At 45.6% G+C, this 21,421-nt stretch carries 18 protein-coding genes, 9 tRNA genes and 1 rRNA gene; 25 read left to right on the top strand and 3 right to left on the bottom strand.

Annotation, left to right across the window (positions count from 1 at the left end):
• The first annotated feature begins 200 nt into the window (after positions 1-200).
• The 11 genes from rrf to rocF all read left to right on the top strand — a co-directional run bounded on the left by rrf (position 201) and on the right by rocF (position 2,384).
• Positions 201-316 (top strand): 5S ribosomal RNA (gene rrf, locus BLT53_RS22770).
• A 47-nt stretch (positions 317-363) separates the two neighbouring features.
• A tRNA-Asn gene (locus tag BLT53_RS22775) sits at positions 364-438 on the top strand.
• Position 439: 1 nt separating this feature from the next.
• Positions 440-515, top strand: a tRNA-Thr gene (locus BLT53_RS22780).
• Positions 516-518: 3 nt separating this feature from the next.
• Positions 519-593, top strand: a tRNA-Glu gene (locus BLT53_RS22785).
• 52 nt (positions 594-645) lie between these two features.
• Positions 646-721, top strand: a tRNA-Val gene (locus BLT53_RS22790).
• Positions 722-744: 23 nt separating this feature from the next.
• A tRNA-Thr gene (locus BLT53_RS22795) sits at positions 745-820 on the top strand.
• A 35-nt stretch (positions 821-855) separates the two neighbouring features.
• Positions 856-939, top strand: a tRNA-Tyr gene (locus BLT53_RS22800).
• An 11-nt stretch (positions 940-950) separates the two neighbouring features.
• Positions 951-1,026, top strand: a tRNA-Lys gene (locus BLT53_RS22805).
• 53 nt (positions 1,027-1,079) lie between these two features.
• Positions 1,080-1,153: transfer RNA gene (locus BLT53_RS22810), tRNA-Gly, on the top strand.
• Between the two features lie 9 nt (positions 1,154-1,162).
• Positions 1,163-1,238: transfer RNA gene (locus BLT53_RS22815), tRNA-Ala, on the top strand.
• Positions 1,239-1,481: 243 nt separating this feature from the next.
• Positions 1,482-2,384: an arginase gene (gene rocF, locus BLT53_RS22820; protein WP_090239276.1), complete on the top strand. Its 903-nt coding sequence runs from the start codon at positions 1,482-1,484 to the stop codon at positions 2,382-2,384.
• Between the two features lie 28 nt (positions 2,385-2,412).
• Here the strand turns inward: rocF and BLT53_RS25250 are convergent, their stop codons facing one another.
• On the bottom strand, positions 2,413-2,580 hold the full coding sequence (locus BLT53_RS25250) for an aspartyl-phosphate phosphatase Spo0E family protein (RefSeq protein WP_170834478.1): 168 nt from the start codon (positions 2,578-2,580) through the stop codon (positions 2,413-2,415).
• A gap of 212 nt (positions 2,581-2,792) precedes the next feature.
• On the opposite strand from BLT53_RS25250, the gene sigW reads away from it, so the two are divergent.
• The 6 genes from sigW (at position 2,793) to glmS (ending at position 10,044) form a co-directional block, all read left to right on the top strand.
• Positions 2,793-3,368: an RNA polymerase sigma factor SigW gene (sigW, locus tag BLT53_RS22830; RefSeq protein WP_090239281.1), complete on the top strand. Its 576-nt coding sequence runs from the start codon at positions 2,793-2,795 to the stop codon at positions 3,366-3,368.
• Positions 3,369-3,373: 5 nt separating this feature from the next.
• Complete coding sequence (locus tag BLT53_RS22835) at positions 3,374-3,991, top strand: anti-sigma factor family protein (protein WP_090239284.1); 618 nt, start codon at positions 3,374-3,376, stop codon at positions 3,989-3,991.
• Between the two features lie 209 nt (positions 3,992-4,200).
• Positions 4,201-5,034 (top strand): diadenylate cyclase CdaA, encoded by an 834-nt coding sequence (cdaA, locus tag BLT53_RS22840; RefSeq protein ID WP_061975781.1) that lies wholly within the window; start codon positions 4,201-4,203, stop codon positions 5,032-5,034.
• Positions 5,018-6,430, top strand: a complete 1,413-nt coding sequence (locus BLT53_RS22845) for a CdaR family protein (RefSeq protein WP_090239287.1) — start codon at positions 5,018-5,020, stop codon at positions 6,428-6,430. The genes cdaA and BLT53_RS22845 overlap by 17 nt, the downstream gene beginning before the upstream one ends.
• A 3-nt stretch (positions 6,431-6,433) precedes the next feature.
• Positions 6,434-7,774, top strand: a complete 1,341-nt coding sequence (gene glmM / locus BLT53_RS22850; RefSeq protein WP_090239288.1) for a phosphoglucosamine mutase — start codon at positions 6,434-6,436, stop codon at positions 7,772-7,774.
• Positions 7,775-8,241: 467 nt separating this feature from the next.
• Positions 8,242-10,044, top strand: a complete 1,803-nt coding sequence (gene glmS, locus BLT53_RS22855) for a glutamine--fructose-6-phosphate transaminase (isomerizing) (RefSeq protein WP_090239290.1) — start codon at positions 8,242-8,244, stop codon at positions 10,042-10,044.
• A gap of 55 nt (positions 10,045-10,099) precedes the next feature.
• Here the strand turns inward: glmS and BLT53_RS22860 are convergent, their stop codons facing one another.
• Positions 10,100-10,543 (bottom strand): VOC family protein, encoded by a 444-nt coding sequence (locus BLT53_RS22860; RefSeq protein ID WP_090239293.1) that lies wholly within the window; start codon positions 10,541-10,543, stop codon positions 10,100-10,102.
• 85 nt (positions 10,544-10,628) lie between these two features.
• On the opposite strand from BLT53_RS22860, the gene BLT53_RS22865 reads away from it, so the two are divergent.
• The 5 genes from BLT53_RS22865 (at position 10,629) to BLT53_RS22885 (ending at position 17,466) form a co-directional block, all read left to right on the top strand.
• Positions 10,629-11,570 carry a helix-turn-helix transcriptional regulator gene (locus tag BLT53_RS22865; RefSeq protein WP_090239295.1) on the top strand — a complete coding sequence of 314 codons (942 nt, stop codon included), beginning with the start codon at positions 10,629-10,631 and terminating at the stop codon, positions 11,568-11,570.
• A 178-nt stretch (positions 11,571-11,748) separates the two neighbouring features.
• On the top strand, positions 11,749-13,554 hold the full coding sequence (locus tag BLT53_RS22870; RefSeq protein ID WP_090239297.1) for a PTS mannitol transporter subunit IIBC: 1,806 nt from the start codon (positions 11,749-11,751) through the stop codon (positions 13,552-13,554).
• 205 nt (positions 13,555-13,759) lie between these two features.
• The gene (locus BLT53_RS22875) at positions 13,760-15,877 is read left to right on the top strand and encodes a BglG family transcription antiterminator (RefSeq protein ID WP_090239300.1); all 2,118 of its coding nucleotides are present in this window, start codon (positions 13,760-13,762) and stop codon (positions 15,875-15,877) included.
• A 1-nt stretch (position 15,878) separates the two neighbouring features.
• Entirely contained in the window at positions 15,879-16,313 is a 435-nt protein-coding gene (locus tag BLT53_RS22880; protein ID WP_090239301.1) for a PTS mannitol transporter subunit IIA, read from the top strand.
• Position 16,314: 1 nt separating this feature from the next.
• On the top strand, positions 16,315-17,466 hold the full coding sequence (locus BLT53_RS22885; protein WP_090239303.1) for a mannitol-1-phosphate 5-dehydrogenase: 1,152 nt from the start codon (positions 16,315-16,317) through the stop codon (positions 17,464-17,466).
• Positions 17,467-17,508: 42 nt separating this feature from the next.
• Here BLT53_RS22885 and BLT53_RS22890 read toward each other — a convergent pair whose 3' ends face one another.
• Complete coding sequence (locus BLT53_RS22890; RefSeq protein ID WP_170834479.1) at positions 17,509-18,582, bottom strand: FUSC family protein; 1,074 nt, start codon at positions 18,580-18,582, stop codon at positions 17,509-17,511.
• A 461-nt stretch (positions 18,583-19,043) separates the two neighbouring features.
• Between BLT53_RS22890 and BLT53_RS25255 the strand changes: the two genes are divergently transcribed.
• The 3 genes from BLT53_RS25255 (at position 19,044) to putP (ending at position 21,347) form a co-directional block, all read left to right on the top strand.
• A complete protein-coding gene (locus BLT53_RS25255; protein ID WP_170834480.1) occupies positions 19,044-19,190 on the top strand; it encodes a hypothetical protein in 147 nt (48 codons plus the stop codon).
• 81 nt (positions 19,191-19,271) lie between these two features.
• Positions 19,272-19,715: a DMT family transporter gene (locus BLT53_RS22895; protein WP_090239309.1), complete on the top strand. Its 444-nt coding sequence runs from the start codon at positions 19,272-19,274 to the stop codon at positions 19,713-19,715.
• 171 nt (positions 19,716-19,886) lie between these two features.
• On the top strand, positions 19,887-21,347 hold the full coding sequence (gene putP, locus BLT53_RS22900; protein ID WP_090239312.1) for a sodium/proline symporter PutP: 1,461 nt from the start codon (positions 19,887-19,889) through the stop codon (positions 21,345-21,347).
• Positions 21,348-21,421: the final 74 nt, after the last annotated feature.

The raw sequence follows: 21,421 nt of genomic DNA on the forward strand, positions 1-21,421 counted from the left end.
ATAGGTCTGGTGTGGAAGCGTGGTGACACGTGGAGCTGACAGATACTAATCGGTCGAGGGCTTATCCTTAATTATCAGTACGTTTGGATGAAGTTATCTAGTTTTGAGGGAATATGCCTCAAAAAAAGCTCTTGTCAAAAGAGCAAATACATTGTAAAATGTATCTTGTCCTTGTTATTTAGGACAACCTTGAAAGACAGTCTGGTGGCGATAGCGAAGAGGTCACACCCGTTCCCATACCGAACACGGAAGTTAAGCTCTTCAGCGCCGATGGTAGTTGGGGGCTTCCCCCTGTTAGAGTAGGACGCTGCCGGGCTTTCATTTCAAACCTTTTGGTTTGTGGATTTCTAATTAATTTGTTATTCCACAGTAGCTCAGTGGTAGAGCTATCGGCTGTTAACCGATCGGTCGTAGGTTCGAGTCCTACCTGTGGAGCCATGCTTCCATAGCTCAGTAGGTAGAGTGCTTCCATGGTAAGGAAGAGGTCACCGGTTCGAGCCCGGTTGGAAGCTCCAGTCGGCCCGTTGGTCAAGCGGTTAAGACACCGCCCTTTCACGGCGGTAACACGGGTTCGAATCCCGTACGGGTCACCAAGTTCTTTTTGAAAAAAAGAACCAATTTTTCGAAGAAAATAATATTCTATTTGGAGGATTAGCTCAGCTGGGAGAGCACCTGCCTTACAAGCAGGGGGTCGGCGGTTCGAACCCGTCATCCTCCACCATTTTTATCACCATTGTTTACAACGCCGGTTTAGCTCAATTGGTAGAGCAACTGACTTGTAATCAGTAGGTTGGGGGTTCAAGTCCTCTAGCCGGCACCATTTTAATAAGAAATACCGGAATCCTTTTTTTATGTGGAGGGGTAGCGAAGTGGCTAAACGCGGCGGACTGTAAATCCGCTCCTTTGGGTTCGGCGGTTCGAATCCGTCCCCCTCCACCACTTTTATTAATGAGCCATTAGCTCAGTCGGTAGAGCATCTGACTTTTAATCAGAGGGTCGAAGGTTCGAGTCCTTCATGGCTCACCACTTTCTGAATAAAAGACAGAAAGCATGGGCATAACGTATAATAAGGTTAATATGCGGGTGTAGTTTAGTGGTAAAACAAGAGCCTTCCAAGCTCTGGTCGTGAGTTCGATTCTCATCACCCGCTCCATTTTATTTTGGGGCCTTAGCTCAGCTGGGAGAGCGCCTGCCTTGCACGCAGGAGGTCAGCGGTTCGATCCCGCTAGGCTCCACCATACATAATAAACGTACAGTCTTTGGACAAAAGTCCAGAGGCTTTTTTTTATTACCGAATGGCAGACTCTTATTCCTCGTTTGATCCACATGCCTGTCTAACCTAATAATTATCCACTTCATTTATAGAAAGCGCTTACTATAGGGTATATCTATGCAAATTTCTGTCCAGTTGAACCACCTGTAAGGGACAGGCTAAAATTAATTGATAGAATATTGAAACGCAGCTTAGGGGAGGTCTACAAATGAAGAAGAATATTACACTTATCGGGGTACCAATGGATTTAGGGCAAACGCGGCGGGGAGTCGATATGGGTCCGAGCGCCATTCGATATGCAGGTATTGTGGAACGCTTGAAGGATATTGAATACAACGTTCTCGACTTTGGGGATATTGAGATTGCCCGGCCGGGAACGATCGAGGAAACCATTGAAACCAACCTGAAGAATCTGGAGGAGGTGGCGTCAGCCAGTGAGAACCTGGCTCAGGCGGTTTCGGATGTTATTCAGGAGGAGCGTTTTCCGCTTGTTCTGGGAGGGGACCACAGTATCGCGATCGGATCACTTGCAGGCATCTCCAAGCACTATGAGAACCTTGGGGTCATCTGGTATGATGCCCATGGTGACTTAAACACAGCAGATACCTCACCAAGTGGAAACATTCATGGTATGCCTCTTGCCGCAAGCTTGGGCATTGGCCATGAAACGTTAACTCGCATAGGGGGCTATGAACAAAAAGTTAAACCGGAAAATATCGTCATTATCGGGGCGCGTTCCCTTGATGAGGGAGAAAAGACATTGATCAAAGAACGTGGGATCAAGGTGTATACCATGCATGAGATTGACCGGATCGGAATGACGAAGGTGATGGAGGAAACGATTGAGTACCTGTCTGGAAAAACAGACGGAGTTCATCTCAGTCTTGACCTTGACGGACTCGATCCTCAGGATGCTCCGGGAGTGGGGACACCGGTTCTCGGCGGTATCAGCTACAGAGAAAGCCATTTGGCGATGGAAATGCTGGCTGAATCACAACTCATTACTTCCGCAGAATTTGTGGAGGTCAACCCGATTTTGGATGAAAGAAATAAAACAGCGACGGTAGCGGTCGCCTTGATGGGCTCACTTTTTGGCGAAAAACTTCTATAATATACAAAATAAAAACAGCTGCTCTATTTTAAGAGTAGCTGTTTTTTACGTTCGCTTTTTGGAATTCATTTAAGAGGGCATCTATATGTTGGCTGATTTCAACGATTTCATCAGCAATTAGTGGCATAAATTTAGACATTTCATTCATTTTTTTTCGAGATACTTCAATTTCTCTAAGCAGGATATTGCGTTCCATGGGTACACGCTCCTTATAGATTATCTTAATTTCCAGTATTCCCGCAATTATCCATTGTGAAACTTTATTTGTAAAAAATGTATAAAAATATTTTCGATAGTCCTGCCTTTTCATGCTAAAATTAAAACTGCTTTATTTTTTTAAGAACTTGAAACTTTTTTGTATTCGATACGTAGAAAAATACGAACCATAACTGGTGGTGGACAATTGAAATGGAATCGTTAATAAACAGCCTGGTTACTCAGGTTAAATCGGGTAACCGGGAGGCTTTTGAAGGCCTGGTGGAAATCTATAAAGATAAGATCTACCGGCTGTGCTATAGAATGGTCGGCGACAGGCATGAAGCAGAAGATCTGGCACAGGAGGCCTTTGTACGGGCTTTTGTGAACATCGATAAATACAGTGGAAGCTATAAGTTTTCAACGTGGCTGTACCGGATTGCCACAAATTTATGCATTGACCGGCTCAGGAAAAGAAAACCGGATTACTCCATGGATGCAGAAATTCCTGGGACGGAAGGTGCCACATTGTACAGCCAGGTAGCAGATGCGGATCCGCTGCCGGAAGAAGAAGTGGAAGAAAGAGAAAAACGTGACCATCTGCAGCAGGAAATCATGAAGCTTCCTGAAAAGTACAGAACAGCCATTTTGCTGAAATACATTGAGGACATGTCTCTCGAGGAGATCAGTTCTGTGATGGATCTGCCGGTTCCTACCGTGAAAACCAGAATCCATCGGGGAAGAGAAGCGTTGAAAAAGGCATACAAAAAGGTTGCGAAATCGAGGTGAACATAATGTCATGTGAATCGGAAGAATATATGGATCTCATTGATAAAGCCCTTGATGGGGAAATTACAGCAGAGGAACAGGCAGAACTGGATCGTCACATGGAAAGCTGTGAGAACTGCAGAGAGCATTATCATGCACTAAAGGAAATTATTTTCGAAATGAAAGAAGCATCCCCTGTGGTAGCGCCTGCACATTTTACAGAAAATGTGATGAAAATGCTGCCGGAAGTGAAAAAGAGGAGCATGCCGGCACAATGGATCAGGCGTTATCCCGTCTTAACCGCCGCGGCTGTTTTCTTAATCTTAATGTTTGGTTCCGTGATGGCAGGCTGGAATACGGAGAATGATTTTGCGGTACATTCAGCAGCCAGTAATATAAAGGTAAATTCTGCTGCCCATACAGTAACCGTACCAAAAGGTGAAACAGTCAAAGGAGACCTTGTTGTTGAAAATGGAGACATTAAAGTCGAAGGCAAGGTCGAGGGCAATGTGGTAGTTATAAAAGGAGAAAAATATATGGCTTCTGCCGGACAAATCACCGGTGACAGCCAGGAAATCCATGAAGTAGTAGAATGGGTTTGGTATAAACTAAAAACGTTCTTTACTGGACAGGAACAAAAATAGGATTGCACATCGAATGTTTATATAGTAGTTGATTAGCCGCCTGAAGCGAAGGCTGGCTTTTTCTTTTATTTCCCCATATTAAACCGTTTCAAATGGCGTTGAATTTTTAAAGGAAAGGTCTGGATATGCTATAATAAGGGATGTTGTATATTATGATCATTGTTGCACTACATTAACAGAAAGGGTAGTTCCCGAAGTGGAGTGATGTCATGTTACCTGTTGGAAGTTTTAGCTTAGGTAACTATATTAGCCAGATTGTTGATATTTTACTGGTTACCTATGTTTTTTATAAATTGATCATGCTGATCCGTGGAACAAAAGCGGTGCAGCTGTTAAAAGGAATTGTTATAATCGTTGCCGTTTGGCTCGCCAGCAGCTTCTTTGAACTGAGGACCATGAGCTGGCTCATGGATAAAGCCATTACATATGGACTGCTTGCGATTATCATTATTTTTCAACCTGAACTGAGACGTGCGCTGGAACAGCTTGGCCGCGGTAAACTGTTTTCAAGAGCCGGTGGGGCTGAGGAAGAGGAAATGGAAAAATCCATTGCTGCCATTGTGAAAGCTACCGGCTATATGGCCAAACGCCGTATTGGAGCGATCATGTCTTTTGAACGGGAGACGGGGCTGACGGATTATGTGGAAACCGGAATTCCGATCCATTCTAAACTCACCTCCGAGCTCTTAACCAATATTTTTGTACCCAATACTCCATTGCATGATGGAGCCGTTATTCTGCGGCCGAACGAAATTATAGCAGCAGGCTGCTATTTGCCGCTTACGGAAAGCCCATTCGTATCCAAGGAACTTGGTACAAGGCACAGAGCTGCTATCGGAGTCAGCGAAGTGACCGATGCGATAACCGTGGTTGTTTCTGAGGAAACAGGTGGAGTTTCCATTACAAAGAACGGGGAAATTCACCGGAACCTGGATGAGGAATCTTTAAAAAATTTACTGACTGCCGAACTCATGGGTTCGGGCCGCTCGGCTTCCTCATCACGCTGGAATTGGAGGGGGAAGAAAAATGGACAAACTCCTTAGAAGCAATTGGTTCGTAAAGATCATCGCTTTTCTTCTGGCTCTCATGCTATACACCGTGTTATCGATGGAAGACCAGCAGCAAACCAGCAGGAATGCTCTTTTCACATCGGTTTCCAAAAACACGCAAACCGTCAATGGAGTAGAAATTGTCCCGTACTTTGATGAAAATAAATATGTGCTTACAGACATGCCCCGATCCGTGGATGTCAAACTTACAGGCGAGTCCAACCTGTTGACCAAGGCTTTGAAGGTCGACCGGAGAATAGAAGTTTATATTGATCTGACCAAGTTAGGTCCAGGAACGCATACTGTTCCGGTCAAATTAAAAAATGTACCGGATGAACTTGAAGCCGTGCCTTCCCCTAAACAAGTGAAGGTAACGCTTCACCAAAAACGAACCAGGCAGATTCCGATAAGTTTGGATCTTAAAAACAAAGCGAAGCTGCCGGAAGGATATGAAACCGGCAAGGTCGATTTCTCACCGAAATCTGTTTACGTGACCGGACCGGATGCTTACATCAGCAACATTGAAAGCGTACGGGCATCGGTCGATGTTTCAAATGCAAAGGACACAGTGGAAACAAGAGTGCCTTTAAGAGCTTATGACAGTCAGGGGAACCTGGTGGATGTGCTGATTGATCCGAAATCAGTCAATGTGACCGTGCCGATCTCCAAACCGGAAAAGACCGTTCCGCTGAGCATTAATAAAAAGGGGGATCTTCCGGAAGGTTTGACTCTTGCAGGGATCACATTTGATCCAAAAGAGGTTACACTGTCAGGGCCATCTTCCGCTCTGGATAAAATTAATGAAATCAGCGATGTGGATGTGGATTTATCAAAAATAAAAGAAGATTCAACGGTTAATGTGGATGTGCCTCTTCCGGACGGAGCAGAATTGGTCAACCCAAAGCAAGTGAAGGTGAACGTTGACGTGGAGGAAGATACGGGAACAAAAACATTAAAAAACGTTCCCATCGAAATCCGCGGAGAAGACAGTGAGCAGCCGGCTTCCTTCGTATCGCCTTCTGATGGGAAAATGGATGTGACCATTTCCGGAAGCAAGAAAATTATTGATGGACTGAATGCTTCTGACATTTCGGCCTATGTCGATGTCAGCAACCTGGAACCCGGAGAGCATACGGTAACCATCCATGCCTCCAATTCCAAGAACCTGAAGATAGAGACTGAGGTTTCTGAAGCGACCATTTCCATTGAAAAACCTGCTTCCGAGACAACTAACAGCACAGACGAGCAGAACAACGATACGTCTACCAAGCCTGACGAGAACAGCACCACCAATAAAGACGATGGGGAAAAAGAGAACCCAGCCGTAGCAAAATCAAAATCAGAGGAAAAATCGGATGCTACCGAATCACAGACTGAAGGAGAGAATTAAATCATGGGAAAATACTTTGGAACAGACGGGGTAAGAGGCGTTGCCAATACTGAACTTACGCCGGAACTAGCTTTTAAACTGGGCCGTTTTGGGGGATATGTATTAACAAAGGAAACCCAAAAGCCAAAAGTTCTGATTGGCCGGGATACACGAATTTCCGGACATATGCTTGAAGGAGCATTGGTTGCGGGCCTATTATCCACCGGAGCTGAAGTATTGCGGTTGGGCGTTGTCTCTACACCATGCGTTGCCTATTTGACAAAGGCGCTCGGCGCTCAGGCAGGGGTCATGATCTCCGCTTCTCACAATCCGGTAGAAGACAACGGAATCAAATTTTTCGGGTCAGACGGTTTCAAGCTTCTTGATGAACAGGAAGCTGAAATTGAGGCACTGCTCGATCAGGATGAAGATCAACTTCCGCGTCCGTCAGGCGGAGATATCGGATCGGTAGGGGATTACTTTGAAGGCGGGCAGAAGTACCTCCAGTATCTTAAACAGACGGTTGAGGGAGACTTCTCCGGACTTCACATTGCGCTCGACTGCGCCCACGGAGCGACCTCTTCTCTTGCGCCGCATCTATTCGCGGACCTGGAAGCTGATATTTCGACCATGGGAACCAATCCGAACGGCCTGAACATTAATGACGGAGTAGGCTCGACTCATCCGGAAAAACTGGCTGAACTGGTGAAGGAAAAAGGAGCGAACATGGGTCTTGCCTTTGATGGGGACGGAGACCGTCTGATTGCCATTGATGAGAACGGAGAGATTGTAGACGGCGACCAGATCATGTTCATTTGCGCCACATACTTGAAAGAACAGGGCGGACTTAAAAATGACACAATCGTTTCTACTGTCATGAGCAACCTTGGCTTTTATAAAGGACTCGAAGAAAAAGAGGTAAAATCGGTTCAAACAGCAGTTGGCGACAGATATGTAATGGAAGAAATGAGAAAGAACGGCTATAACCTTGGAGGAGAACAGTCCGGACATATCATTTTCCTTGACCATACAACGACAGGTGACGGCATGCTGTCCGCGATTCAACTCGCAAGCATCGTGAAGCAATCCAAACGTCCGTTATCTGAGCTTGCCAATGAAATGAAAAAATTCCCTCAGCTTTTGATCAATGTAAAAGTCGCAGATAAAACAAAACTGCAGGGTAACGATACTGTAAAGGCAGCCATCGATAAGGTGGAAGCAGAAATGAACGGAAACGGCCGTGTTCTTGTCCGCCCATCAGGAACAGAACCGCTCGTCCGCGTTATGGTTGAAGCACCGACAAAAGAGCAGTGCCAAGCCTACGCTGAGGAGATTGCCGAAGTGGTAAAAGCGGAGCTTGTTTAACAAAAGGCACCCTCATTCGGCCAAATAGACACGAAAAGTATGCATAAGCGAATCACCGACCGATTCGCTTATGCATATTTTATTAAATATTTATTAAGCTACTTGGCAACCAATTGACGCTTGATAAAAAACAGGCTATCATTAAGTTTATCTTGACTTGGAAACGGGAAGGAGGATAGAGTGGTCAATTAAATACCAAAGCGCCTGAACTATTTTCGGACGAAATGAAAATAGTTGACGAGGAAGAGGTTCATCGATCATTCGGCGGATGCCTCTCGGAATCAGTCACTTTCGTTAGCTTTTATCTAAAACAGGCAAGGCGACTTCCTGTACAAAAATAAAAGCAGTGGCCAATTTATTATAAAAAAAGACATAGGTGGGGCTGTGAGCCCCGCTCACAGTCCCCCTGTCGCGGCGGGTCCAGCATCAGATAAAGAGCTGATCCGACCAAAGGGAGGATAATTTAAATGTGCGGAATTGTAGGTTATGTAGGTAATAAGGATGCGAAGGAAATCTTGCTTCAAGGACTTGAAAAGCTGGAATATCGCGGTTATGACTCTGCAGGGATTGCAGTTGTCGATCAGGACAGCGTGCAGGTTTTCAAGGAAAAAGGAAGAATTGCTGTGTTGCGCGACATCGTTGATCCGGCCGTTGAATCAACAATGGGGATCGGACATACCCGCTGGGCAACTCATGGCGCACCAAGCAAAGTGAACTCTCATCCACACCAAAGTTCTGCAGAACGTTTCACACTTGTTCATAACGGTGTAATCGAGAACTACGGAAAAGTGAAAAAAGAATACTTACAGGATGTAACATTCGTAAGTGATACAGATACAGAAGTTGTTGTGCAGCTCATTGAGAAATTCGTGAACGAAGGCGAAAGCGTAGAAGAAGCTTTCCGCCATGCCCTTTCTGTCATCAAAGGTTCTTACGCAATTGCATTGGTTGATAACCAAGATCCAGACACCATCTATGTTGGAAAGAACAAAAGCCCGCTTTTGGTTGGGGTTGGGGAAGGCTTTAACGTTGTAGCAAGTGATGCTATGGCGATGATTTCCCAAACCGACAAATATGTGGAGCTTATGGACGAAGAAATCGTCATCGTAACGCGTGACTCATATACCATCAAAACGCTCGACGGCCAGGAGGTTTCTCGCGAGCCTTACACTGCAGAGCTTGATGCAAGCGATATTGAAAAGGGTACTTACCCTCACTATATGCTCAAAGAAATTGATGAGCAGCCATTCGTTATGCGTAACATCATCAAGCATTACCAGAACGAAGACGGCAACCTGAAGCTGGACGATGATATTCGCCAGGCCATGAAAGAAACAGACCGCATTTACATCGTAGCTTGCGGTACCAGCTATAACGCCGGTCTTGTTGGTAAGCAATTGATCGAGAACATCGCAAAAGTACCGGTCGAAGTACACATTGCGAGTGAATTTGTCTACAATATGCCGCTTCTTTCCGAGAAGCCACTGTTCATCTTTATCTCCCAATCCGGAGAAACAGCTGACAGCCGTGCGGTGCTTGTAGCGGTTAAAAAGCTTGGACACAAGGCACTAACCATTACAAACGTTCCAGGATCCACGCTTTCAAGGGAAGCGAACTATACGCTTAACCTTTATGCAGGTCCTGAAATTGCAGTAGCTTCAACCAAGGCGTATACTGCGCAAATCGCTGTTCTTGCGATTTTAGCGGTTGATGCGGCCCGTGCGCAGGGAATTGAACTTGATTTCAACCCGCTTCAAGAGCTGGCAATCGTCGCCAATGCGATTGAAACATTAACCGACCAAAAAGAAACCATGGAGCGTGTTGCTCAGGAATACCTTTCCGAAACACGCAATGCGTTCTTTATCGGCCGAGCGGTTGACTACTTTGTCTGCCTAGAAGGCTCTCTGAAGCTTAAAGAGATCTCTTACATCCAGGCTGAAGGCTTTGCCGGAGGAGAACTTAAGCATGGTACGATCGCATTGATCGAAGACGGCACACCGGTTATCGCCCTTTCCACCCAGGAACACGTGGACCTAAGCATCCGCGGTAACGTGAAGGAAGTAGCAGCACGTGGAGCCAACACATGCGTGATCAGTACAGAAGCAACAAAGGACGAAGGAGACCGTATCGTACTTCCAGAAGTACACGAATACCTTACTCCGCTCGTATCTGTTGTACCGCTTCAATTGATTGCATACTACGCAGCCCTTCACCGTGATTGTGACGTAGATAAGCCGCGTAACCTTGCAAAAAGTGTAACGGTTGAATAATAAATAATTAAAGAAAGACCCAATTCCTTAAGGGAGCTGGGTCTTTTATTTATAATTAAAAATCGTGCCGTGTGACAGTCAGCTGAATCACAATCCCGAACGGATCTCTGACACGTGCGTAGCCAGGACTGAATGAGTTTTTTTCAAAAGGTGTCAGGACATGAACTTTTTCATGCTGAGTGAGTTTCTCATAAAGTGCCTCAATGGCGGGAAAGTCCTTGGACTGGATACATAGGGAAAAGCTGTTGCCGAGCTGCCAGGATCGAGCTGGATCCATCTCCTCTTCTGCAATCATTATTTTATTGCATCCAATCTGTAATACAGAATGAGTAATGTAATTCTCCTCGCCTTGTTCATACGTAAAACGAGGGTCCATCTCTGTCATTTCTTTATACGTTTTTTTGAACAACACTTCAGCGCCTAAATACGATTTATAAAACGTGATGGCTTCAGCACCTCTGCCGTTCAATGATAAAAAAGGGATCACTTCCAGTTTCATGGGGTTGCCTCCTTGGATTTTGTTTTTTACACTTTAAGTGTATAGAAATAAGGTGACAGATCATGTCACCTATAAGGAGAGGAAAATGAAAAAAGCAGAACGGATCAATCAGATGTTGCGTTATATCAACCAAAAACAACGGTTCACGTTAACGGACTTGATAAACAAATTCGATATTTCAAAGAGGACGGCGCTCCGTGACATTGAAGCGCTGGAGGAGATGGGTGTGCCGCTTTATGCTGAATACGGGCGTTATGGAGGCTACCGATTGGTGCGAACGATGAATTTGCCGCCGATTACATTTACCAGCCATGAGGTTTTTGCGCTTTATTTTGCGATGCAGGCGATCAAAAGCCTTGCCCGTTCCCCGTTCCAGGTCACTTTTCAATCCATCTCTGAAAAATTCCTGGAAAGTGTCTCTCCAAAACAGAGGGAACAAATCGACAACATGCTGAACCGACTCTCGTTTTTTCATGGGAATCAGCCGCACGAAGGGCATTTCTTGGAAGTGATCCTGATGGCGGCGATAGAACAAAAGGTAATCCGAATCGAATATGCCGGGGCAAAGGGACCAACAGACCGCTCCATCCAGCCCATTGCACTCTATGCGAGGAAAGGGTATTGGTATTGCCAGGCGTATGATGTGGAGAAAACAGCATACCGGGTGTTTCGGTGTGATCGTGTCCTCTCTCTAAAAGATGCAAATGAAGAACACGGATTGGATTTAAAAGAGATAACCATTCACAATGCGCATAGCTTATGGAAGCCGACCGATCAAGCCATATCCTTCAGCTGCCGGATCACCGCCGAAGGTGCGGAGAAATTTAAGCAGGAGAATTACCCTTCCATGAAAATCACGGAAAAGGAAGAAGAGCTTTATCTTACCGGAACCTATGAACCTGCAGAGATTAATTTTATCGTCAATTATCTGGCTGGATTCGGCAAGAGTCTTTCTGGCATTGAGCCGTCAAGTTTAAAAGAAGAATTAAGGCAGTATTATACAGATCTTATCCGTTCTTTGTCCTGAAGTTTAAATTTTATGAGTTATTGCCACAGTTCAGGGGAATTAAAGAAATGACAACAAGTATCGTGACAAAAACCCGTTTTCTTTCCATTGAGAAAGAGCTGTAACCGCTTTACAATTAATACATAAGTCCTATTAACTACTTGATTTAAAGCGATACATGAAGGGAGTTTCGATAGATATGGCTAATTCTGAAGAGAAAAAGTCAGGTGCCAAAGTAAAGATTCAGCGCTTTGGCAGTCATTTAAGCGGTATGATCATGCCGAACATCGGGGCGTTCATTGCCTGGGGTATTATCACCGCATTATTTATTCCAACTGGATGGATTCCGAATGAAGACATGGCGAAGCTGGTCACACCGATGATCACCTACCTGCTTCCGCTTCTGATCGGATTTTCCGGCGGGCGCATCGTCTACGATTTGCGAGGCGGTGTGGTCGGTGCAACGGCAACCATGGGGGTTATCGTTGGTGCTGACATTCCAATGCTTTTAGGTGCCATGATTATGGGTCCTCTTGGCGGATGGGCCATCAAGAAGTTCGACAAGATGATCGATGGCAAAGTTCGATCCGGTTTTGAAATGCTTGTCAATAACTTTTCTGCAGGTATCATTGCTGGTATTCTTACCCTGATTGCCTATAAACTTATCGGACCTGTTGTATTAACACTGAACAAAACCCTGGCAGCAGGCGTTCAGGCGATTGTTGACGCTCACCTGTTGCCGCTGGCCAGTATTTTCATTGAACCGGCAAAAGTGTTGTTCCTGAACAACGCGATCAACCACGGTATTTTGAGTCCGCTAGGCATTGAGCAGGCGGCCAAAGCCGGTAAATCCGTACTTTTCTTGCTGGAGTCCAACCCTGGACCTGGGTTTGGTGTACTTCTGGCTTACATTCTTTTTGGAAGAGGAATGGCGAAACAATCCGCACCAGGAGCAGCCATCATTCACTTCCTGGGCGGAATTCATGAGATTTACTTCCCGTACATCTTGATGAAGCCAATGCTTCTTTTGTCCGTTATTGCAGGTGGTGCATCCGGTGTATTCACATTCTTGCTTTTTGATGCAGGTCTTGTAGCTGCTCCATCACCAGGAAGCATTTTCGCACTGATTGCCATGACACCCAGAGGACATTATCTTGGTGTGATTGCAGGGGTGCTTGTAGCAACAGCAGTATCCTTCTTGATCTCGTCCGTTATATTGAAATCTTCCAAGAAAACAGATGACGATGATGATGAATTAACAAAAGCAGCAGAAAAAACATCTGCGTTAAAAGGTAAAGAAAGCCGTGCTTCTTCTCTAATCAACAAACCTGAAGAAGTGAAAAAAGAAGAGCCGGTACCTGCGAAAAAACGCAGTGATGTGAACAAAATTATTTTCGCATGTGATGCAGGAATGGGCTCCAGTGCCATGGGTGCTTCCATCCTGAAAAATAAAGTTCAAAAAGCCGGACTGGATATTGCGGTATCCAATACGTCCATCAATAACCTTCCGTCCGATGCAGATATCGTCATCACACACAAGGATTTGACCGACCGTGCGAAGGCGAAGCTTCCGGATGCCGAGCATATTTCAGTGGAGAATTTCCTGAACAGCCCGAAATATGACGAGTTGATGAATGAGCTGAAAGATGGTCAGGTTGCTGTACCGGCTGAAGCGGCAGCAGAACCGGTCGCTGAGCCAGCGGAAAATAATGAGTACGCCGATGTTTCCAAGATCATTTTTGCGTGTGACGCAGGGATGGGCTCCAGTGCGATGGGTGCCTCCATCCTGAAAAACAAGGTGAAGAAAGCCGGATTGGATGTTGCCGTGTCCAACACGTCCATTTCCAACCTGCCTGACGATGCGGATGTGGTTATTACGCATAAAGATTTGACCGATCGTGCCAAGACTAAGCTTCCTGGTGCGAAACACATCTCAGTGGAAAACTTCTTGAACTCACCCAAATATGATGAACTGATGAGCAAATTGGAATCAGCCAAAAAATAAGCGAAGGCAAGCCGGACACTGAGTCCGGCTTTTTCGCTTAGTATTTAAATGTTGGCAACAATCCAAATGACGAAAATGCTTTTTCAATTTGTTGTTTCAAGGGTTTTTGAAGATTTATTATTAAATTAGGGTATACAACTTAAAAGTTGTCATCAATCTAAGAAAAGAGTCACCAAACCTGTACCTGCTTATGGGAGTGAGGAACATGTATATATCGGCAAGAGAACGGCTGATATTCGAGATCTTATTATCCAAAAAGGAAGAGATGACAGTCAAAGATCTTGCGGATGCCATTGATGTCAGTACCCGTACCATTCACCGTGATTTAAAAGAATTAGAAAATACGCTGAAAAGCTATAATTTAGAGCTCGTTAAAAAGTCAGGGGTCGGCATTCAAATTGTCGGGTCCGAGGAAAACATGGAAGAGCTGAGGATGGCACTCTTTCAACTGTCGTATAACGAATACACGCCGGATGAACGGCAGACGATCATCGTTTGCACGCTGCTCGAAGCGAGGGAACCGGTTAAGCTTGTTTCCATGGCCCACGACCTCAATGTCACCATTGCCACCATCAGCAATGACCTGACGAAAGTCGAAGGGCGGCTGAATGAATTTCATCTGACTGTTGTGAGAAAACGGGGCTATGGAGTGGAAATCACCGGAGATGAGAGTGCGAAACGGAGAGCGATGAGCCAAATCATCGCGCAGAACCTGAACGAAACCGACTTTTTGGCTCTTGTGAAGGAAAATATCCAGAAGCGTTCCCTGAAAACGACCGATTCGATTTCCGAAAGGCTGCTGGGCCTGGTGGAGAAGAACCGGCTGATTACGGTGGAGCACGCCATCGAGGAAGTGAACGAAGAGCTCCCCTATCCGATAGCCGACAGCGCATATATCGGGCTTGTTGTTCATTTATCCCTGGCGATTGAGCGGATTCTTCAGGGCGAAAACATCAATATGGATGATGCGTTTCTAAAAAGGCTAAAGCTCGAGCCGGAGTACAAAGCAGCAGAGAAGATCATCAACAAGCTCAAGAAGGTATTCAACACCGATATCCCTGAAGCAGAAATTGGCTACATTACGATGCATCTGCAGGGGGCCAAGCTTCGGAGGGACAAAGAGTACCTGCTAGAGGAGTCAAGTTTTCAAACGGCGGTTAAAGCCAAGAGCCTGATTACCTTTATCGCTGACAAAACGGGCACCGACCTGCTGCAGAATACATCGCTTTTTCAGGGACTGGTTACCCACTTAAAGCCGGCCCTCTACCGCATAAAGCAAGAGATGGGCATAACTAACCCGCTTCTGCCGAAGATTAAGACCGATTATAACGATCTGTTTGACTTGGTGAGGGAAGCGGTATCCGTGATCTTTCCGGAACTGGATGTTCCGGATGAGGAAATCGCCTATCTGGTCATGCATTTTGGATCGGCACTGATGACCGGCCGCGAGTCCAATGACCTGAAGGCGCTCGTCATTTGTTCCACAGGCATTGGAACATCCAAAATGCTGGCCACCGTGCTCAAGCGGGAAATTCCGGAGATTACCGAATTAAAGAACGCCTCCATCTTTGAGTTGAACCATATGGATACCTCTTCATATGATCTTGTCATCTCCACGGTTAACCTGCCGGATTATCATCTGCCGCATATTGTCGTCAGCCCGATTCCCGATCAGGAAGAGCTAAAGAAGGTCAGACAATGGGTTGCCGAAACGAAGAGCAGGCAGCAAAAAACAGAACGTATTCCCTCAGAAACTGTGAAACAGAGACGGGATCCCCTGCATGTACTGGCCGAAATGGAAAACATCAAGCATTATACGGATGCCGTTACCGATGTGCTTCGCGGATTTCAGCTCTTTCGTGCAGTGAGCGGGCAAGCTTTGGAAGGTGTGTTGCGGGAGGCTTGTGAAACTTTGGAGGCTCAAGAGGTTTTACAGGATAGCGATGGCGTCTTTGACGCGTTGATTGAGCGCGAAAAGTTAGGCGGATTGGGTATCCCGAATACGTCACTGGCCCTTTACCATGCGCGAAGCCCTCACATCGGAAAACCCTCTTTCACAATTTATGAGCTCGAATCAGCAGTGACGGTTTCTGCCATGGATCAATCGGCTATTGAAATTAACCGCATTTTATTGCTGCTTGCTCCAGAGGCGTTTACCAGCCAGGGGTTGGAGGTACTGAGTACTATCAGCTCTCTTATTATTGAAGATCAGAAGAGCATTACGCGGTTTGAGTCAGAGGAAGAACAACACATATTGTCTTATCTTACAGAAAAGCTTTATCAGTTTTATGACGAAAAACTACAGGAAATAAGGAGAGATTAACATGTCAACGATTCTAAACGATCAAAACATTGTACTAAAAGCAGAAGTGAACAACAAGGAAGAGGCCATTCGCCTGACAGGGAAATTGCTTGTGGAAAATGGCTATGTTGAACCGGACTATGTTGAAAAAATGCTCGAGCGAGAGGAATTGACCTCTACGTACATGGGGAACTTTGTAGCCATTCCTCATGGAACGGAAGATGCCAAGAAATCCGTAAAAGAATCTGGAATTGTGATCATCCAAGTGCCTGGCGGTGTGGAATTTGCACCAGGAAGCGAAGTTAAACTATTGATTGGTATTGCAGGAAAGGGCGATGAGCACCTCGAGCTTCTTTCTAAAATTGCAATTGTCTGTTCCGCGGAAGAAAACGTCATGGGTATTGTGAATGCTTCTTCTAAGGAAGAAATTATGGCATTCTTTGAGGATGTTGAGTAACATGCTGGCAGTACATTTTGGAGCAGGCAACATCGGCAGAGGATTTATTGGCAACTTATTGTACCAATCAGGCTATGAAACAGTATTCGTGGATGTAAATGAGGAACTTGTCTCACTTTTAAATGAAAGAAAACAATATACAGTTGTTCTTGCAGATGAAAGCCAGCAGGAGCAAATCATCAAAAACGTTAGTGCCGTAAACAGCAGTACTGATGCTGAAAAAGCAGTGGAAATGGTCGCAAAGGCCGATCTTGTAACAGCAGCTGTCGGGCCAAACATTCTTCCTTTTATCGCCGGGACGATTGCAGAAGGATTGCGAAAACGGGCTGCAGCAAGTGATTCACCGCTGAACATCATTGCTTGTGAAAACATGATTGGCGGAAGCACTCTTCTAAAGGAAAAGGTGTTTGAAAAGTTTAACGAAGAAGAAAAACAACAGTTTGAATCTCGTTTTGGATTTCCGGATGCAGCGGTCGACCGCATTGTGCCAAACCAATCCAATGAAGACAAACTAATGGTCAAGGTTGAGCCTTTCTATGAATGGGCTGTGGATCAAACCAAAATTGTCGGGACCAAACCGGATGTGGAAGGCATTACGTATGTGGATGACTTAAAGCCATACATTGAACGGAAGTTGTTCACTGTGAATACCGGGCATGCGGCAGCGGCCTATCTCGGTTATCACGCTGGTGTGCCAACGATTGATGGGGCCATGAACAACCCGGAAATCAAAGAAGTGATCGAGGGTGCAGTCAAGGAAACCGGAGACATGCTCATCAGCAAATACGGCTTCGAGCGTGCAGCGCATGAAGCTTATGCTGCCAAAATTGTAAACCGGTTCACGAACCCATATATTTCGGATGAGGTGACCCGTGTGGGCCGTTCTCCGATCCGTAAGCTTGGACCGAACGACCGACTTGTCAGCCCGGCGAAGCAGTATCATGAATTGACAGGCGACATTCCGGCTTCTTTAACCAAAGTCATTGCAGCCGCTCTGTTATATGACTACAAAGAAGATCCGGAGGCGGTAACCGTTCAGGAGACCATTGCTTCCAAAGGACTGGAACAGGCGATTGAAGCGTTCACAGAAATTCCTGCAGCGTCTGAGCTATCCAAGGCCATCGTAAGCCAATATGAGAATATGAAAAAATAAAAAAAGCAGGGAGGCTTCTTAAATAGCCTTCCTGCTTTTTTGTTAGAAAACCCGGCCGGTGCTGATGACCGTCTGGCCGCCTGTTTCTTTCAGGATGCGGTTCAAGTCAGTGAGGACCGCCCCCACATCCCGCAAAATGGTCAGTGATTCATACCGTTTCAGAATCACCAGGCAGTGGGATTGAGTCTCTTGTGCTTCTTTCAAACTGGAGATCAAAATCAGCAAATTTTCCGCCGATGGATTAATGACCGTTTCTCCATAATGAGCAACACAAATGGCAGTTTGCTCGATTGCCCGGTTTAAATCTTTAATCTCCTCAGAGTCGGTGTTTGTATCAATAATCGATGATAAGTCCCGGATGCCGCGAGCAATTCCCCGTATTTGCAGCGTAATATGATTGAGATGCTTCATGCCCGTTTCAAGATGGGTGAGCCGGATTCTTCGTTTCGTGAAAAACGGGGTGAAGCGAAGATTTTCACGTGCGAGAACGACGGCCTCGATGCCTTTCTCGTTCCGTTCTGTGAGTTCCTTGACTTCCTGCTGAATCTCCCGGCGGTGAGCTAAATCCCTGTCCCACAGGACGACCAGATCCTTTAATGTCATGGAAGCCTGATTGGATAGTTTCAGGAGAAGCTCTTCAGCGGCCGGAATGGCATTCGGAGGAACAAGCAGAGCATTGGTCAGAACAGCGATCGCGGAACCAATGATCGTTTCAATGATTCGGCTGAACGCGTAACCCTGTCCAAAGGCGAGAACGAGGATTGAGCTGACGCACACCTGTGACGTCACCCCGGCCGGCATCTTGAAAGCCGTCGTTACCGCCATGCCGATCAGAACAACAAGCATAATGGAGCCAGCATTTACTTTAAGAAAATAGCCGATCAGCATGCTGATAATGACGCCACCTATAACACCGCTCACCCGGTAAAACCCTTTTTGAAGGGAGCCGGCGATGGTGACCTGCATGGTCAAAACAGCGGCCAGCGGGGCGAAAAAGGGGTAGTCATTTTGAGAAAGATGGGAAGATACGGTCCAGGAAAGCGCGGCTGCGATGGCTGTTTTTAACACTTGGAGAGTAATTCCTAGTCGGAGTAAGACTTCCAGTCCTTTTTTCAATGGCGTTTTCCTTTCTATAAAAGTTTCTATCATTGGTCTTTTTCCACAAGGAAAGAGGATGAAACCTGCTTGAGTGTTCTTTTCTATACTCATTATTTCCTTATATGCAGGTATTTTAACAGATTTCAGGTGCCGAGGAGGAGATCGCAGGCTTTGTCTTGGCGGCACAGTTTACATAACAGGGATTTGGCGCGTAAATGATGGAAACCGGCAGGTAAATATCCGAATTTGCACGGTAAATTAAACGGGAAAACAAACCATACTCACTCAAGGCCTCTCTAAACGTTCAAATGTGTTTGTTCTCCATCACAAAAGGGTAAGTATAATTAACCTATTTTGATTTTGCTTCTAAAAGCAGGGAAACAAAAATACACTGGTTGAAAGATTAAATTATATTTACCGAAAAATTTTGACTACTTCGGCAGCAAGCGTTATAATAAGCCAAAAGGAAGTGAGAATAAATGAATATGCTAAAAAAGATTGTTATTCGAGGGATCGGATCTAATCTTCTTGTGCTGTTTGCCATTTTGCTTCTTCCGGTGTTCCTGTTGACGGACAATGTCAACGTCTTTCAAGAGCTGGTTGATTATATTTTCAAGCCTGATTAATCGATAAACACCACGTAATGTGTGGTGTTTTTTATGTGGGAAAAGAGCAGGCAGCATGATAAAAGTGAGGAGAGAACATCCATGGGAAAAATCATAATGCTCGTGATTGTTTTGCTTGCCGGCATGGGACAAGGCATGCAGGCCGCTGTAAATGGATCGCTCGGAAAAAAGATCGGCTCCATTGAAGGGGCATTTGTTTCCTTTTTTACAGGAACGGTCATGCTTTTAGTGATTATGCTGATCTGGGGAAACGGAAGTCTGAGCACTGTATGGCAGGTGCCGAAATGGAACCTGATCGGAGGCATACTGGGAGCCATCTATGTGTTTATCGTCATTCTTGCCGTGCCGAAAATTGGAGTGACGAGCGCCATTACCGCTGTTATTATCGGCCAGCTCATGATGAGTGTAATCATTGACCACAACGGCTGGTTTGGCAATGAAGCGATTCATTTTACATATAAAAAGATGATTGGATTGGTATTGTTATTGGCCGGTTTGTACTTTGTATTTTCGGACAAGCATTGAGCATGTTTTTTGGTGAATTACAAGCATTGTTTAAACGAAAGGCCTGTGATAATTTAAAAAAGAGCTGTGTTTCAGAGCCAGCAGGTGGAGGCTGCTGAAGGACAGGGGTTAATCCGCCGGTAACGTGAAAGCGTTATCAGCAGAGGGCGGACAGAAAGAGGGGGAGAGACAATGGAATACGGAGTAATGATCTCCATTGCCATTTATATGGCGGGGATGCTTTTGATCGGTTATTTTGCCTATCGCCGGACAGCCAACTTATCGGATTATATGCTGGGAGGCAGAGATTTGGGGCCGGCAGTTACAGCACTCAGTGCCGGAGCATCCGATATGAGCGGCTGGCTGTTGATGGGTCTTCCCGGGGCGATGTATGTTTCGGGATTAAGCGCAGGCTGGATTGTAGTCGGATTAACGTTAGGAGCTTATTTGAACTGGCTGTTTGTTGCTCCACGGCTGCGTACCTATACTGAAATCGCGAACAATTCCATTACCATTCCGGATTATTTTGAAAACCGGTTTAAGGATACTTCACGGATTTTGCGCATAACATCAGCAATTGTTATTTTAATCTTTTTTACATTTTATGCTTCATCCGGCATGGTAGCTGGGGGCGAACTTTTCAAATCAGCATTCAATCTCGATTATTCCATTGGCATCTGGCTAACCGCCAGTGTGGTGGTGCTGTATACATTGTTTGGCGGTTTTCTTGCCGTCAGCTGGACCGATTTTGTTCAAGGCACCATTATGTTTATCGCATTGATCCTAGTCCCGGTCGTCACGATTTTCAATCTTGGCGGAACAGGGACTACCTTTTCTGAGATTCACTCCATTAATCCTGAATTGCTTGATGCCTTCAAAGGAACAAGCATCATTGGCATTATTTCTCTTTTAGCCTGGGGGCTCGGATATTTCGGGCAACCGCACATTATTGTCCGGTTTATGGCCATTAACTCTGTAAAACAAATGAAAAGTGCCCGAAGAATTGGCATGGGCTGGATGATCTTTTCCATTGTAGGCGCCATGTTTACCGGGCTTGTGGGAATTGCCTATTTTCACCTGAACGGCGGTAAGCTTGAGAAGCCGGAAACGGTGTTCATCGTATTGTCAGATGTATTATTTCATCCATTAATCACCGGGTTTCTGCTGGCAGCCATTTTGGCCGCGGTCATGAGTACGATTTCTTCTCAGCTGCTCGTGACATCCAGCGCGGTAACCGAGGATTTTTATAAAGCCTTTTTCAGAAGATCCGCTTCGGACAAAGAGCTGGTTTTGGTTGGCCGATTGGCGGTTCTGGGTATATCTCTGATTGCGCTTCTTCTGGCATTTCATCCAAACAAAACGATTCTCAACCTTGTGGGTTATGCATGGGCGGGTTTTGGAGCGGCTTTCGGACCCGTTGTTCTTCTCAGCCTGTACTGGAAACGCATGACGAAATGGGGAGCGTTCTTCGGAATGATTTCCGGTACCCTGACCGTTATTATTTGGGAACAAATCAAAGCGTTTGAAGCTGTATACGAGATTATTCCGGGATTCATCGTATGTGGAATTGTCATTATCGCCGTCAGCCTTCTGACAGCAAAGCCATCAGCTGAAATTGAAAAAGAATTTGAAGAAGCGCAACAGATTGCATAGGGAAACCATTAGAACCGTCCTTTTTAAAAGGACGGTTTTTTTGTTGGATTTAGACTTGTCACCAAATTGTCATA

It is taken from the genome of Fictibacillus solisalsi (assembly GCF_900103485.1).
Lineage (GTDB): Bacteria > Bacillota > Bacilli > Bacillales > Fictibacillaceae > Fictibacillus_C > Fictibacillus_C solisalsi.